We start from the raw sequence: 14,124 nt of genomic DNA, 5'->3' as shown, positions 1-14,124 counted from the left end.
CAATAAGCACACACTGAACACACAGGTGCAGGCATGAAAGTCCTGATAGTGGAAGACGAGCACAAGGTGGTCGATTACCTGCGTTCCGGCCTGACCGAGCAGGGCTGGGTCGTCGATATCGCAATGGATGGCGAAGAAGGCACGCATCTCGCCGTCGAATACGACTACGACGTGATCGTGCTCGACGTGATGCTGCCGCGGCGCGATGGCTTCGCCGTGCTGAAGGCGCTGCGCATGCAGAAGTCGACGCCGGTCATCATGCTCACCGCGCGCGATCACATCAATGACCGCGTGCGCGGACTCCGCGAAGGCGCGGACGACTACCTCACGAAGCCCTTCTCCTTTCTGGAACTCGTCGAGCGGCTGCATGCGCTCGCTCGACGCACGCGCGCGCAGGAATCCACGCTGATTTCGGTCGGAGATCTTTACGTCGATCTGATCGGACGACGCGCGACACGCGACGGCGTGCGCCTCGATCTGACCGCGAAGGAGTTCCAGCTTTTGAGCGTGCTCGCGCGTCGTCACGGCGATATCCTCTCGAAGACGGCGATCACCGAGCTCGTATGGGAAGTGGATTTCGAAAGCCATACGAACGTGGTCGAGACGGCGATCAAGCGCTTGCGCGCGAAACTCGACGGACCGTTTCGCACGAAGCTGCTGCATACGGTGCGCGGAATGGGCTATGTGCTCGAAGTGCGCGAGCCGCGCGATGCACGTGACACGAGGGAAGACGCGAGGCCATCATGAACGTTCCGTGGGCAGCATCGCACGAGGGTCCGCACGCACAAACTCTGCCGCGTTCGCAGCGCTCCATCGCGCGGCGGCTCGCGGTCATGTTCGCGCTCGTCGCGCTGTTCGTGTTCTCGCTCGTGGGCTCGGGGCTTTTTCTCGTGCTTCGCATGCAGCTCGAACAACACTTGCGCGATTCGCTCGATAACCGCGCCGAAATTGCGCGGCTCATCGTCACGCATGTGTCCAACGCGGACAAGTGGAAGATCGCGAAAGAGAAGCTCGCGGATATCACGCCGCGCGACGGCTCCACGCTTTTCGCGGTGACGAGCAACGACGCGCGCTTCCGCTACGGCACGCCGCCTGCGGGGCACGTCACCAAGCGCGTGCTCGGCGGCTATGCACGCTTCAAGCCCGAAGGCCGCGCGTACGACATGCTGATGACCACGCTCACGATTCCGCCCAACGCCGACCGCCCGCCGCTACAGCTTTTCGTCGCAGTGGATTGCTCGCCGAACGTGCGCACCATGCGCGTATTCGGCGTGGCGCTCGCCGCGCTGACGGCGCTCGCGACGGTCGCTGTTCTGCTGCTGAGTTACTCCGTCGCTCGGCTCGGACTCGCGCCGCTCACGCGGCTCACGCGCGATGCCCAGAGCGTCAGCCCGAACAATCGCTCGCAACGGCTCAACACGCGTTCGTTGCCATTTGAACTGGAAGACCTCGCGAAGTCGTTCAACGGCGCGCTGGAACGGCTCGATCATGCATACGGGCGTCTCGAAGCATTCAACGCCGACGTCGCGCACGAACTGCGCACGCCTGTCACCATTCTCATCGGTCAAACCGAAGTGGCATTGACGCGGGACCGTCCGATAGAAGAACTGCGTCATACGTTGCAGTCGAATCTGGAGGAATTCGAGCGCGTGCGCGCGATCATCAACGACATGCTGTTTCTTGCACGCGCCGATCAGGGCGAGCGCGCGACGGGCCTCGTGGAGGTGTCGCTTGCCGCGGAAGTGCAACGCACGCTGGACTTCCTGGAGATTCCGCTCGAAGAAGCGCAAGTGCGCGCGGTATCGAGCGGAGATGCGCGGGCTTTCGTGAACACATCGCTATTCGGACGCGCGTTGTCGAATCTCGTGATGAACGCGATTCAGCATTGCGCGCCGGGCGCGACCATATCGGTGTCGATCAAGCGGGAGCAGACGCGCGTGCGCATAGCGGTCGCCAATCCCGGCGAGCCGATTGCGCCGCACATCATGGAACATCTGTTCGACCGCTTCTATCGCGCGGAGAGTTCGCGAACGAATAGCCGCGAGAATCACGGGCTCGGGCTTGCCATCGTGAAAGCGGTCGCGGAGATGCATCGCGGCACGGTGTCGGCGACGGGCGAGAACGGCACCAATACGTTCGCGTTCTCCGTTGCGCGCTTCGGCAACGACGATCGGCCGATGCACGATCTACGCATGCACGGCACGGGTCATGCCGTCGCGAAGAACGGCGCACCGCAATCACCGCAGACACGCGAAGGCAAGATAGGCATACGGCCCGCCGGATAGACGAGGCGAGGCGTCAGCCGGCGCTCAGTTGCGCCATCTCCGTCTCGACGATGAGCTTCTTCAACTCCGGCACGCAGGACCCGCAATTGCCGCCCGCCTTCACGCAGGCAGTGACCTGCGCCGCTGTTTTCAGCCCTTTCTCGCGGATCGCGTTGCAGATGGTGTTGCGGCCCACGCCGAAGCACGAGCACACCGTCGCTCCCGTATCCTCGCCCTTGCCGATCGCCTGGCCGAGCAAGAGGCTCGCGCGGTCATCATCGCTTAGATGCTCCTTATCGAAGAGACTCGCGAGCCATGCGCGCGCCGGCAGGTCCGGGCGCTCGCAGATGAACACGCAGCTCTCGATGCGATCATCCACCACATGCGCCGCGCGATACACGCCCGCGCTCTTGTCCTCGTACTCGATCCAGTCGGCGTGCGGATCGTCGACGCCGAGAAACGCACGCGCCCAGTCGTGATGATTGCCATGCGAGTCATCGAAGCGATTACGCCCCGCGAGTTCATAACGCATGAAACGGTCGCCGTGAACGCGCGTCCAGTGCGTGACCGAATCGATGACCGGCGTGCTGCGCGAAAGCGAGAAGCCGTGCCACGTCACATGGAATTTCTCGACGGCCACCGGCGTATGCTTGAACTCGGGCTCGCCCGAAACCGGATCGACAACGGGATTCACCACTGCGCCCACGCGCGCATCCGATGCCACCTGGTCGTTCCAGTGAATCGGCACGAAGACGCTGCCGCGCTGCATGCCGCCGCTGTGTTGCACGCGAGCGATCATCGAACCCCAGCGGCTCGTGATACGCGCCAGTTCGCCTTCACGCACGCCGCATGCAAGCGCGTCTTGCGGATGCATGTCGATGAACGACTCGCTGATATGTCCTGCGAGCTTTGCTGAACGGCCGGTACGCGTCATCGTGTGCCACTGGTCGCGCACGCGGCCGGTATTGAGCACGAACGGGTAATCGCTATCAGGCGCATTGACGGGTGCGCGCGGCGGCGTTGCGACGAAGCGCGCGCGGCCGTCCGCATGGCTGAACCGGCCCGTTTCGAACAACCGCGTGCCGCTTGCGGCTTCGGCGGCACGCAGCGGCCATTGCACGGGCTGCAGTGCATCGTACTGTTCGCGTGTCAGATCGCTCAGTCCGCCGATATCGAATGCGCGATACACGCCGCTTTCCGCATCGTTGCGATACGAGGAAAGACGCGCATGCTCGTCGAAAATCTCATGCGGGGCGTCGAAGTCGAAACCATCGTAGCCCATGCGCCGCGCGACATCGCAGATGATGCGCCAGTCCGCGCGCGCGTGTCCCGGCGCGGGCAGAAACGCGCGCTGACGCGAGATGCGCCGCTCGGAGTTGGTCACCGTTCCTTCCTTCTCGCCCCATCCGAGCGCGGGCAACAGCACATGCGCGAAGGCATTCGTATCCGTCTTCTCGATGATGTCCGATGCGACGACCAGTTCGCACTTGTCGAGTGCCCGCTTGACGCGATCGCCGTCGGGCAGACTCACCACCGGATTCGTGCCCATGATCCACACTGCCTTCACACGGCCCGCTTCGATGGCATCGAACAGTTCGACAGCCTTCAGGCCAGCGCGCGCTGCCATGCGCGGCGACGACCAGAAGGTTTGCACCATGCCGCGGTGATTCCCGTTATCCAGTTCGAGATGCGCGGCGAGTGTGTTGGCGAGGCCGCCGACCTCGCGGCCGCCCATGGCATTGGGCTGGCCCGTGAACGAGAAAGGCCCCATGCCCGGCTTGCCGATGCGCCCTGTCGCCAGATGACAGTTGATGATGCTGTTGACCTTGTCCGTGCCCGCGCTCGACTGATTGACGCCTTGCGAATAGACCGTGACGACACGCTCGGTACGCGTGAAGAGACGATAGAAGTTCAGCAGGTCATGCGCATCCACGTTGCAGTCGCGCGCCACTTGCTCGATGTCCGCGGCTCCCGCTGCCGAGAGCGCGGCATCGTAGCCATCGGTATGAGCGTCGACGAACGCGGCATCCGTCGCCCCATGCGCCGCGAGAAACGCCAACAGTCCGTTGAAAAGCCGTACGTCGCTGCCCGGCTTCACCGGAAGATGCAGGTCCGCCATCTCGCACGTCGCGGTGTGACGCGGATCGATCACCACGATCTTCACGTCCGGCCGCGCTTCCTTCACCTTCATCATGCGTTGAAAAAGGATCGGATGACACCACGCCGTATTCGATCCCACTAGCACGATCAGGTCTGCGAGTTCGAGGTCCTCGTAGTTCATCGGCACCAGGTCCTCGCCGAATGCGCGCTTATGCCCCGCCACCGACGACGACATGCAGAGCCGCGAATTCGTATCGATGTTCGCGCTGCCGATATAGCCCTTCATCAGTTTGTTGGCGACGTAATAGTCCTCCGTCAGCAACTGCCCGGACACATAGAACGCGACGGCATCGGCCCCGTGTTCGGCAATGATGCGCGCAAAGCCGCTCGCCACCGTGCCGATTGCATCGTCCCATGACACGTCGCTGAGTGCGCCCGTCGCTCGGTCGCGCAGCTTCGGATTCAGCAGGCGCCCTTCGAGGCCGACCGTATCGCCGAGCGCCGAGCCCTTCACGCACAGCCGGCCGAAGTTCGACGGATGCGTTTCGTCGCCTGCAATGGCAACGTCGGTCGCGGTTCGCGGCGTGGCGACGACGCCGCATCCTACGCCGCAATAAGGGCATGTCGTGCGCACGCCGACCGGATCGGCGCGCGTGATGGGAATGATGTCGATGCTGCTCATGCGGCCCCTTCGCAAAGTGTCTTGCCGAACAACAAGCGGTCGCGATACCGCGAAACATCCGTGCCGTTCTGAATCAGATCGAAGTACCAGCCGCCGTCCTTCACGTCGCCGTACAGGACCGTGCCGATCACGCGGCCCGCTTGCAATACGAGTCGCTTGTACACGCCGCGGCGCGGATCGCGCAGCACGAGATCTTCGCTGCCTTCGCCGCCGATGAGATCGCCCGCGGAATACAGGTCCACGCCGGTTACTTTAAGCTTGGTCGCGGTTGCACGCTGCACGTAACGCCGATGCCCCGCGCCCGCGAGATGCGCGCCGGCCACGCGCGCCTGATCCCAGATCGGCGCAACCAGGCCGAACGTGGCCGAGCGATGCTGCACGCATTCGCCCACCGCATACACGCGCGGATCGAACGTTTGCAGCGTATCGTCCACGACGATCGCGCGATCGCAGTGCAGACCCGAAGCCTTCGCCAGCGCGATATTCGGGCGCACACCCGCAGTCATTACGACGAGGTCCGCCTCGATCTGGGTGCCGTCGGCAAAACGCACGGCACGCACGCGTTCTTCGCCGACGATCTCGGTGGTTTGCGCGGCCATCGCGAAGCAAAGGCCCTTTGCTTCGAGCGAACGCTTGAGCAGCGCGGACGCGCTCGCGTCGAGTTGCCGATCCATCAGGCTATCGCTCGCATGAACGACGGTCACCGACATGCCCTGCCGCTGCAATCCGTTCGCCGCTTCGAGCCCGAGCAGTCCGCCGCCGATGACAACGGCACGGCGATGATGACGCGCGGCCTCGCGCATCGTTTCGACATCCTGAATGTCTCTGAACGCGATGACGCCCGGAAGATCGCGGCCGGGTACGGGGATCACGAACGGCGTCGAACCGGTCGCGATCAGCAAGCGGTCGTACCGTGCTTCGCGTCCCTTTTCCGATCGCACGATACGGCGCGCACGATCGATTTCGACGACAGCATCGCCCGCATGCAGCGTGATGCCGTTCGCGTCGTACCATTCGCGCGTGTTGATGACGATGTCGTCGATGCTCTTTTCCCCGGCGAGCACCGGCGAGAGCATGATGCGGTTGTAGTTGCCGTGAGGTTCGGCACCGAACACGGTGATGTCGTAAAGCTCGGGCGCGATCTTCAGCAACTCTTCGACGGTGCGCATGCCGGCCATGCCGTTGCCGATCACCACGAGCTTCTGCCTCTCGATGCGAGCCGCGCCTGCCGCAGCCGCAACCGCATATTCGGTTCTCATGCCGCGATCCAGACTTTGCCGCCCGCGACGCGCGCGCGATACGCATTGACCGAACGCTCCGGCGCTTCGAGGCATTCGCCCGTGCGCAGATCGAAGTGCTGCTTGTAGAGCGGCGAGGCCACGACGATCCGTTCGCCGAGACTGCCGACGATGCCGCGCGAAAGCACGGCGGCCTGCGAGTGCGGGTCGACGTTGTCGATGGCGTACACCGTGTTCGCATCCGCCGCGACGTGAAACACGGCGACCTGCGCGCCGTTGATGAGCGCGCAGACGCCCGTGTCGGGCACGATATCGTCCAGTTCGCAAACGGCGGTCCAGTCGGGTTCGATTCGGTCGTTCATGATGTGCTCCTGAGTTCAGACGGTTTCGACAACCACGGAAATGTCGATGCGCTTAGTCTTGCGTTCGTCCGGCGTCGCGGGCCGGATCTGGCCGCGCTCTTCCACGAAGGTCACGGTCTCATCGCCCTTGTCGCTGTTCACGAAATGACGGAAGCGCTTGCGGGTTTCGGGGTCCGTGACGGCCTTCTTCCACTCGTCTTCGTACGTGTCCACGACGAGTTGCATCTCGGCTTCCAGCTCATCGGCAATATCGAGCTTGTCGTTGACGACCACGTCGATCAGATAGTCGAGGCCGCCTTCGAGGTTGTCGCGCCATACGCTCGTACGCTGCAGGCGGTCGGCAGTGCGCACGTAGAACATCAGGAAGCGATCGATGTAACGCACGAGCGTCGCCTGATCCAGATCGGATGCGAGCAGTTCCGCGTGACGCGGCTTCATGCCGCCGTTGCCGCAGACGTACAGGTTCCACCCTTTCTCTGTGGCAATGACGCCGATATCCTTGCCCTGCGCCTCGGCGCATTCGCGGGTGCAGCCCGATACGCCGAACTTGATCTTGTGCGGCGTGCGCAAGCCCTTGTAGCGATTCTCGAGCTGCACCGCGAGCCCGACCGAATCGCCGACTCCATAGCGGCACCATGTCGAGCCGACGCAGGACTTGACCGTGCGCAGCGCCTTGCCATACGCATGCCCGGATTCGAAGCCGGCCGCAATGAGTTCTTCCCAGATGAGCGGCAATTGCTCGACGCGCGCGCCGAACATATCCACGCGCTGCCCGCCGGTGATCTTCGTGTAGAGCCCGTATTTCTTCGCGATCTGACCGACGGCGATCAACCCATCGGGCGTGACTTCGCCGCCCGCCATGCGCGGCACGACGGAATATGTGCCATCGCGCTGAATGTTGGCGAGGTAGTAGTCGTTCGAATCCTGCAAGCTGGCGTGCTCTTTCTTGAGAACGAACTCGTTCCAGCACGAAGCGAGAATGCTTGCGACCACGGGCTTGCAGATATCGCAGCCGAGGCCCTTGCCGTGCTTCGCGAGCAGGGACGCGAACGTGCGATGTCCTTCCACGCGCGCGATGTGATACAGCTCTTGCCGCGAATAAGCGAAGTGTTCGCAGAGGTGATTGTTCACCGCCAGGCCCTGACGACTCATCTCCGACTTCATCACTTGCGTGACGAGCGGCACGCAGCCGCCGCACGATGCGCCCGCCTTGCATGCGCTCTTCAATGCGCCGATGCTGGTCGCGCCCGCGCAGACCGCCGCGCAGATCTCGGCTTTGCTCACGTTGTTGCACGAGCAGATCTGCGCTGCGTCCGGCAATGCCTCGACGCCGAGCGCCGGTTTGGCCTTGCCGTCTGCCTGCGGAAGAATCAGGAATTCCGGCGCTTCGGGCAGTTCCATCTTGTTCAGCATGAACTGCAGGAGCGTGCCGTATTCGGTCGCATCGCCGACCATCACGCCGCCGAGGAGATACTTGCCGCAATCCGATACGACGAGCTTCTTGTAGACCTGCTTGCGTTCATCGCTGAATTGATAAGAGCGGCTGCCGGGCGTCTTCGCGTGCGCATCGCCTATGCTCGCCACATCCACGCCCATCAGCTTGAGCTTCGTGCTCATGTCCGCGCCCGCGAACGACGCTGCTTCGCCCCGCAACTGCTTCGCGACGATGCGCGCCATGTCGTAGCCCGGCGCAACGAGGCCGAACACTTGACCGTTCCACGATGCGCATTCGCCGATCGCGTAGATATGCTCGTCGCTCGTGCGGCAGGTGTCGTCGATCACGATACCGCCACGCGGGCCGACTTCGAGCCCTGCGGAACGGGCGATATCGTCGCGCGGACGAATGCCTGCGGAGAACACGATCATGTCCGTGTCGAGATGCGCGCCGTCCGCAAAGTTCATGCGGTTGACCGCGCCTTCGCCGTCGACGATGGCGAGCGTATTGCGGTTGGTATGCACCGTCACGCCGAGCGCCTCGATCTTGCTGCGCAGCACGCGGCCGCCGCCCTCGTCCACTTGCACCGCCATCAGGCGCGGCGCGAATTCGACGACGTGCGTTTGCAGCCCCATGTCGCGCAGCGCCTTCGCGGCTTCGAGCCCGAGCAAGCCGCCGCCCACCACGGTCCCAGTCTTCGCACGCGCGCTGAACGCCTGCATCGCTTGCAAATCTTCGATCGTGCGATAGACGAAACATCCTTCGCGGTCCTTACCTTCTACCGGCGGGACGAATGGGTACGATCCGGTCGCCAGAACGAGCTTGTCGTAGGCGAGCGTCTCATCGGTCGATGTCGTGACGGTGCGCGCTGCGCGGTCGATGGCGACGGCTCTCGCATTCAACTTCAGCGCGTAACCCGAACGCTCGAAGAAGCCCGCTTCGACGAGCGAGAGGTCGTCCGCCGACTTGCCCGCGAAGAACTCGGACAGATGCACGCGGTCGTACGCTGCGCGCGGTTCCTCGCACAGCACCGTGACATGCAGTGCTTCATTGGCGCTTTCAGCGAGGCATTCGAGGAATTTGTGGCCGACCATGCCGTGGCCGATGACAACGATATTCATGACAGGGACCTTTCCTCAGTTGGCAACGCCGTTATTGACTGCGAGCGCGCTTTCACGCAGCGCGGCTTCGCGGGCCTTGTGTTCGGGAGAGAAGCGCACGGCGATGGCGCACAGCGCCGAGCCCGCGACCAGCACGCCGAGCAGCGACAGCGTCTGCTGCACGTTGCCGACGCCCTTCATCAGAAAGCCTGCGGCTACCGCGCCCACATTGCCGCCCGCGCCGATCACGCCGGCCACGCCGCCGAGCGCCTTGCGGTCGATGAACGGCACGAGCGCATACGTCGCACCGCATGCCATGTGCGTGAAGAGACCGAACGCGATCATCGCGATGAGGGCAAGCGCAATGCTGTCCGCGTGAGCGAACGCATAGAGCCCGACGCCCTCGCCCGCGATCAGCACGAAGAGCAGCGTCGCGCGTATGTCGAGGCCGCGCCGCGCGGCGGCTTTATCGGAAAGCCAGCCGCCGAGCGCGCGGGCGAACAATGCAAGCAAACCGAAGCTGCCCGCCGCCATGCCTGCCTGACCGAGCGACAGGCCGAAGTGATCGACGTAATAGACCGCCGCGATGTTGTGGATGAACACCTCGACGCCGAAGCACGCGCCATACGTCACGAAAAGCATCCATACGCGATAGTTCGCGCAAGCGGTGACGAAGCTCTGCCAGCCGCCCTTCTTGCCGCCGTCGATGGCGATGCCCGCGCGACGCAGTTGCGCGAAGTCGCCTTGCGGGCAGTCCTGCGTATAGCGCCAGTAGAAGAAGGCCATCACGGGCATCGCCAGGCCCGGCACGATCAGCGCGATGCGCCATGCCGATGCTTCGCCTGCGCCCAATGCAATCGCCGCCGCGACGAGCAAGGGCACGATGGCCTGCGCCGCGCCCGCGCCTGCGTTGCCCCAGCCTGCGGTCGTCGCGTTGGCCGTGCCGACGACGTTCGGCGCGAACATCACCGACGTGTGGTATTGCGTGATGACGAAGCTCGCGCCGATAGCGCCGATCGCGAGACGGCACCACAGGAAGCTGTCGTATCCCGTGGAAAGCGCCGCGCCGATGACCGGCACCGCGCCGACGAGCAACAGCGCGCTATACACCTTGCGCGGGCCGAAGCGGTCGCACATCGGGCCGACCACGAGCCGCACGAGAATCGTCACCGCGACCGCCGCGATGTTGATGTTGGCGATCTGGTCCGCGTTGAGTCCATATTCACGCTTGATGAGCGGCATGAGCGGCGCGCACGCGAACCACGCGAAGAAGCACACGAAGAACGCCATCCACGTGAGATGGAAGGCGCGCATCGGCGCCGTGCGCAAGCTGAAGAGATCGATTCGGGTGGCTTTGTCCATCGTCTTTCCGCAAAAAAGAAAGGCGTCCCGTGCACCGGGCCGATGGCCAGATGCAGGGGACGCCGTTGTCCGTGCCCACTTGGCTTCAATCAGCCGGGCGCTATATTCAGGACGGATCGCCGTTGATCCGATGGCGAGACTAAAGGCAAGGGCTATGCCATGCGCGTGGCATCGTCCGCATTCGCTTGTGGCATAAGGCTTCGAGCGCAGCGCGCACTCGTTGCGTGCATTCGGCCCGCGTCGCATTCGGATGCACGCCGGCACAGCGATGGTGCGACGCAGCACTCATCGCGTGCGAAGGGCGAATCCTGATGCGTGTGTACGATCCGGTTAGCACACGCTGATCTCCACTGTTCACGCGACTTCTACGCGGCGGATGGCATTCACAGAGAAAATGGCCCGCTTATTGCATTGGAAAGACCGCCGCGGCAACGACGCTGTGGCGCATGAGTAGTGAAGGATCGAACGCACCGACTGCGAACCACGGACAACGGCGTCCCTCGTGCCCGACACGAGCGGACGCTTTTCGCGTTCGCCGCGCCGAATCCAGCAACATGCGATACAGGACCCAACATGAGCACCACTCCCGCGAAGAACCCAGGCAAAGTCACGCTGCTGAGCGCAGGACCCGGCGACCTCGATCTCTTGACCATCCGCGCCGCCAACGTGCTTGCCGCAGCGGACATCCTGCTGCTCGACGACCTCGCGAATCAGGACATCGTCACCCTCGCACCGCGCGCTCGCGTGATTCGCGTGGGAAAACGCGGCGGCTGCAAGTCCACGCCTCAAGCGTTCATCGAGCGCCTCATGCAGCGTTACGCGAAGAAAGGCCTGCACGTCGTGCGCGTTAAGGGCGGCGACGCCTTGTTGTTCGGTCGCGCAGGCGAGGAGCTGACCGCGCTGCGCGGCGCGGGCATTCCGGTGGACATCGTGAACGGGGTCTCGTCGGGCTTTGCTGCGGCGGCGAGTCTCGGCATGTCGCTCACGCATCGGGATCATTGTCAGGGCGTGACCTTCGTGACCGCGCACATGCAGGACCACGGCGAGCCCGACTGGCGCGCGCTCGCGGCCACCGGCATGACGCTCGCCATCTACATGGGCATGAGCCGCATCGCGAGTATCGCGGCGACGCTGCTCGACGCGCTGCCGGCGAGCACGCCGGCGGCGGTCGTGCAGCATGCCGGCTCGGCGCATGAGAAGCGGCTCGTGACCACGCTCGATCGCCTTGCCACCGATGCCGCCGCAGCCGGACTCGGCAGCCCGGCAGTGATCTTGGTGGGCGGAGCGATCGGCGAAGCGGTCGAGTTTGCGGTTGATTCGGCGCCGCGCCGCGAGCGCGGTTTCGCGCACGCGGCCTGAGAGACGCCGTCATGCGGCCTATGCCATTCGGCCAGGTTTTCGCTCGTGGCGTCGTGCGTTAGAGTCGAATCCACCGATACTTCGAACACCGCTCCCCGCTCAACAGATGCTTCGCGTCCTACTCGTCACCGACACCGACAAGCCCATCGGCGATCTTCGCGATCAGCTCGCCCGCATGGGCTATGAGATGCTCGCCGAGGTCGCCGCGCCTGCCAAGCTGCATGCAGCCGTCGAGAGCCAGAAGCCGGATGTCGTCATCATCGACACGGACTCCCCTTCGCGCGACACGCTCGAACAGCTCGCGGTGATGAACCAGGCCGCGCCGCGCCCCGTGCTGATGTTCAGCAACGACGCGGATCAGCAGTTCATCCGCGCTGCCGTCGGTGCGGGCGTGACGGCCTACTCGGTCGAGGGCCTCGCGCCGGAGCGGCTCGCGCCGATCATCGAGGTCGCGCTCGCGCGCTTCGCTCACGAGGCGCGGCTGCGGCTGCGGCTGGAACAAGTCGAGAACGAACTCGCGCAGCGCAAGCTCATCGACCGCGCGAAGCGTCTGCTGATGGAACGGCGCGGCATGTCGGAAAACGACGCTTACGCCACGCTGCGCAAACGCGCGATGGACCAAGGCGTGAAAGTCGCGGAAATCGCCCGCCAGCTTCTTTCCGTGGCCGACCTGCTCGGTTAGACAGTACTCCTTATCACGTCATGAATTCGCCTATATCCGCTTCATCCGCCACGCACGCGCCCGAACGCACGCATCTGCGGCTCGGCTTTGTCGCGCTCAGCGACGCCGCGCCGCTCGCCGCCGCCGCGCTGCGCGAGATGGGACAGCGCCACGGCATCGAGATCGAGTTGTGCCGGCAGCCGTCGTGGGCCGTCGTGCGCGACAAGCTTCTGTCGGGCGAACTCGACGCGGCGCACGCGCTCTACGGGCTCGTGTATGGCGTGCAACTCGGCATCGGCGGGCCGCAGGCCGACATGGCCGTGCTCATGGTGCTCAATCGCAACGGACAGGCGATCACGCTATCGACTCCGATCGCCGACGCGATCCGCCAACGGGCCAGCGTGAAGGACGCGCTGGCATCGCTCGGTCGCGTGCCGGTTATCGCGCAGACGTTCCCGACCGGCACGCATGCGATGTGGCTCTACTACTGGCTCGCGGCGAACGGCGTGCATCCGTTGCGCGACGTGCGCAGTGTAGTGATTCCGCCGCCGCGTATGGCCGAGGCGCTCGCCGAAGGCACGCTCGACGGCTTCTCCGCGGGCGAGCCGTGGCACGGCGTCGCCGAAGCGCGCGGCGCGGGACGCACGGTCGTCCATACGAGCGAGATATGGCCGGATCATCCGGAGAAGGTGCTCGCCTGCCGGCGCGATTTTGTCGCGCTGTATCCGAATACCGCGCGTGCGCTGGTGCGCACGATGCTCGATGCGTGCGCCTGGGTTGACCGACCCGAGCATCGCGCGGAGATCGCGCAAGCACTCGCTTCGTCCGACTTGCTGGGCGTGCCGCGCGAGTTGATCGAAGCACGGCTCGGCGCGCCGCATGGCATCGCGCCGGTGCGCTTCTTCGATGACGGCGCGGTCAACTATCCGCGCGCCTCGGAGGGCTTGTGGTTCATCACGCAGTATCGTCGATGGGGCATGCTCGTCGCCGAGAGCGACGACGCCGCCATTGCCGCGGCCGTGAACCAGACGGCTCTGTATCGCGAGGCGGCGGGCGCTTCGGGCGTGCCCATCCCTGCGGAAAGGCAAGCCGCCACGCTCTGCGACGGCCGCGTGTGGGATGGCAGCGATCCGGTGGCGTATGTCGCCGGGTTCGATGTGAGAGCCTGAAGCGGCGCGGACCACACCGAAGATGGCGCATTCAGCAAGAACCGGTGAATGGACCGCGTTGGGCGATCGGCGTGCGTGCTTCGGGTCCGCCCCGCCTCGTTCGGCTGGATGATCACTCGCCGGTGCTGTGATGGCATCGCCGTTTAGATGGTGTCGTCTGCGCTGCTTGTGTGATACCACGCCCGCCAGCGATTGCGCTTTGCTCAATAAACTTCGTGGATGCTTCGCGCGGCCGCATCGGCTTGTGCCTTGCGGCTTTGGCTCACGGGTTGCGGTCTGCGCGTGGCGGCTTGTGGCGGCTTGCGAGCCGAGGCTCCGCGCCACCGCTCGGGGCTGGGCTCGCGGCTCGGGTTGAGACCTGAGCTTACGCGTGGCTTGCCCTCGAACTCAAC

Annotated in this window: 10 protein-coding genes; 5 read left to right on the top strand and 5 right to left on the bottom strand. The window is 64.4% G+C overall.

The genetic code is table 11. The features are described from left to right. The first annotated feature begins 33 nt into the window (after positions 1–33). Together LDZ26_RS15625 and LDZ26_RS15620 are read left to right on the top strand one after the other, a co-directional pair. Positions 34–747 carry a heavy metal response regulator transcription factor gene (locus LDZ26_RS15625; RefSeq protein WP_159834444.1) on the top strand — a complete coding sequence of 238 codons (714 nt, stop codon included), beginning with the start codon at positions 34–36 and terminating at the stop codon, positions 745–747. After that, positions 744–2,285: a heavy metal sensor histidine kinase gene (locus LDZ26_RS15620; RefSeq protein WP_255775049.1), complete on the top strand. Its 1,542-nt coding sequence runs from the start codon at positions 744–746 to the stop codon at positions 2,283–2,285. The genes LDZ26_RS15625 and LDZ26_RS15620 overlap by 4 nt, the downstream gene beginning before the upstream one ends. A gap of 13 nt (positions 2,286–2,298) precedes the next feature. On the opposite strand, the gene LDZ26_RS15615 is transcribed toward LDZ26_RS15620, so the two are convergent. The 5 genes from LDZ26_RS15615 to LDZ26_RS15595 are packed head-to-tail and all read right to left on the bottom strand — an operon-like array spanning position 2,299 to position 10,543. Next, positions 2,299–5,046, bottom strand: coding sequence for a nitrate reductase (locus tag LDZ26_RS15615; RefSeq protein WP_244850058.1), 2,748 nt, complete (start codon positions 5,044–5,046; stop codon positions 2,299–2,301). Continuing rightward, positions 5,043–6,305 carry an NAD(P)/FAD-dependent oxidoreductase gene (locus tag LDZ26_RS15610; RefSeq protein WP_244850057.1) on the bottom strand — a complete coding sequence of 421 codons (1,263 nt, stop codon included), beginning with the start codon at positions 6,303–6,305 and terminating at the stop codon, positions 5,043–5,045. The genes LDZ26_RS15615 and LDZ26_RS15610 overlap by 4 nt, the downstream gene beginning before the upstream one ends. Continuing rightward, positions 6,302–6,646, bottom strand: coding sequence for a nitrite reductase small subunit NirD (gene nirD / locus LDZ26_RS15605; RefSeq protein ID WP_244850056.1), 345 nt, complete (start codon positions 6,644–6,646; stop codon positions 6,302–6,304). Before nirD ends, LDZ26_RS15610 begins: the two co-directional genes overlap by 4 nt. A gap of 15 nt (positions 6,647–6,661) precedes the next feature. Continuing rightward, complete coding sequence (gene nirB / locus LDZ26_RS15600; RefSeq protein ID WP_244850055.1) at positions 6,662–9,202, bottom strand: nitrite reductase large subunit NirB; 2,541 nt, start codon at positions 9,200–9,202, stop codon at positions 6,662–6,664. A 15-nt stretch (positions 9,203–9,217) separates the two neighbouring features. After that, positions 9,218–10,543: an MFS transporter gene (locus LDZ26_RS15595; protein ID WP_244850054.1), complete on the bottom strand. Its 1,326-nt coding sequence runs from the start codon at positions 10,541–10,543 to the stop codon at positions 9,218–9,220. Between the two features lie 573 nt (positions 10,544–11,116). Between LDZ26_RS15595 and cobA the strand changes: the two genes are divergently transcribed. From cobA to LDZ26_RS15580, 3 genes are all read left to right on the top strand, one after another. After that, on the top strand, positions 11,117–11,902 hold the full coding sequence (cobA, locus tag LDZ26_RS15590; RefSeq protein WP_244850053.1) for a uroporphyrinogen-III C-methyltransferase: 786 nt from the start codon (positions 11,117–11,119) through the stop codon (positions 11,900–11,902). A gap of 106 nt (positions 11,903–12,008) precedes the next feature. Next, on the top strand, positions 12,009–12,584 hold the full coding sequence (locus LDZ26_RS15585; protein WP_175941369.1) for an ANTAR domain-containing response regulator: 576 nt from the start codon (positions 12,009–12,011) through the stop codon (positions 12,582–12,584). Positions 12,585–12,604: 20 nt separating this feature from the next. Next, positions 12,605–13,732 (top strand): CmpA/NrtA family ABC transporter substrate-binding protein, encoded by a 1,128-nt coding sequence (locus LDZ26_RS15580; protein ID WP_244850052.1) that lies wholly within the window; start codon positions 12,605–12,607, stop codon positions 13,730–13,732. The last annotated feature ends 392 nt before the right edge of the window (positions 13,733–14,124 follow it).

This window comes from Caballeronia sp. SL2Y3, assembly GCF_022879575.1.
Classification (GTDB): Bacteria; Pseudomonadota; Gammaproteobacteria; order Burkholderiales; family Burkholderiaceae; genus Caballeronia.
This window is presented reverse-complemented; position numbering and strand designations above follow the sequence as displayed.

Excerpts from the sequence above, each read along its gene's own strand:
- LDZ26_RS15625 (WP_159834444.1), top strand. The coding sequence starts at position 34 with ATGAAAGTCCTGATAGTGGAAGACGAGCACAAGGTGGTCGATTACCTG.
- LDZ26_RS15620 (WP_255775049.1), top strand. The coding sequence starts at position 744 with ATGAACGTTCCGTGGGCAGCATCGCACGAGGGTCCGCACGCACAAACT.
- LDZ26_RS15615 (WP_244850058.1), bottom strand. The coding sequence starts at position 5,046 with ATGAGCAGCATCGACATCATTCCCATCACGCGCGCCGATCCGGTCGGC.
- LDZ26_RS15610 (WP_244850057.1), bottom strand. The coding sequence starts at position 6,305 with ATGAGAACCGAATATGCGGTTGCGGCTGCGGCAGGCGCGGCTCGCATC.
- nirD (WP_244850056.1), bottom strand. The coding sequence starts at position 6,646 with ATGAACGACCGAATCGAACCCGACTGGACCGCCGTTTGCGAACTGGAC.
- nirB (WP_244850055.1), bottom strand. The coding sequence starts at position 9,202 with ATGAATATCGTTGTCATCGGCCACGGCATGGTCGGCCACAAATTCCTC.
- LDZ26_RS15595 (WP_244850054.1), bottom strand. The coding sequence starts at position 10,543 with ATGGACAAAGCCACCCGAATCGATCTCTTCAGCTTGCGCACGGCGCCG.
- cobA (WP_244850053.1), top strand. The coding sequence starts at position 11,117 with ATGAGCACCACTCCCGCGAAGAACCCAGGCAAAGTCACGCTGCTGAGC.
- LDZ26_RS15585 (WP_175941369.1), top strand. The coding sequence starts at position 12,009 with ATGCTTCGCGTCCTACTCGTCACCGACACCGACAAGCCCATCGGCGAT.
- LDZ26_RS15580 (WP_244850052.1), top strand. The coding sequence starts at position 12,605 with ATGAATTCGCCTATATCCGCTTCATCCGCCACGCACGCGCCCGAACGC.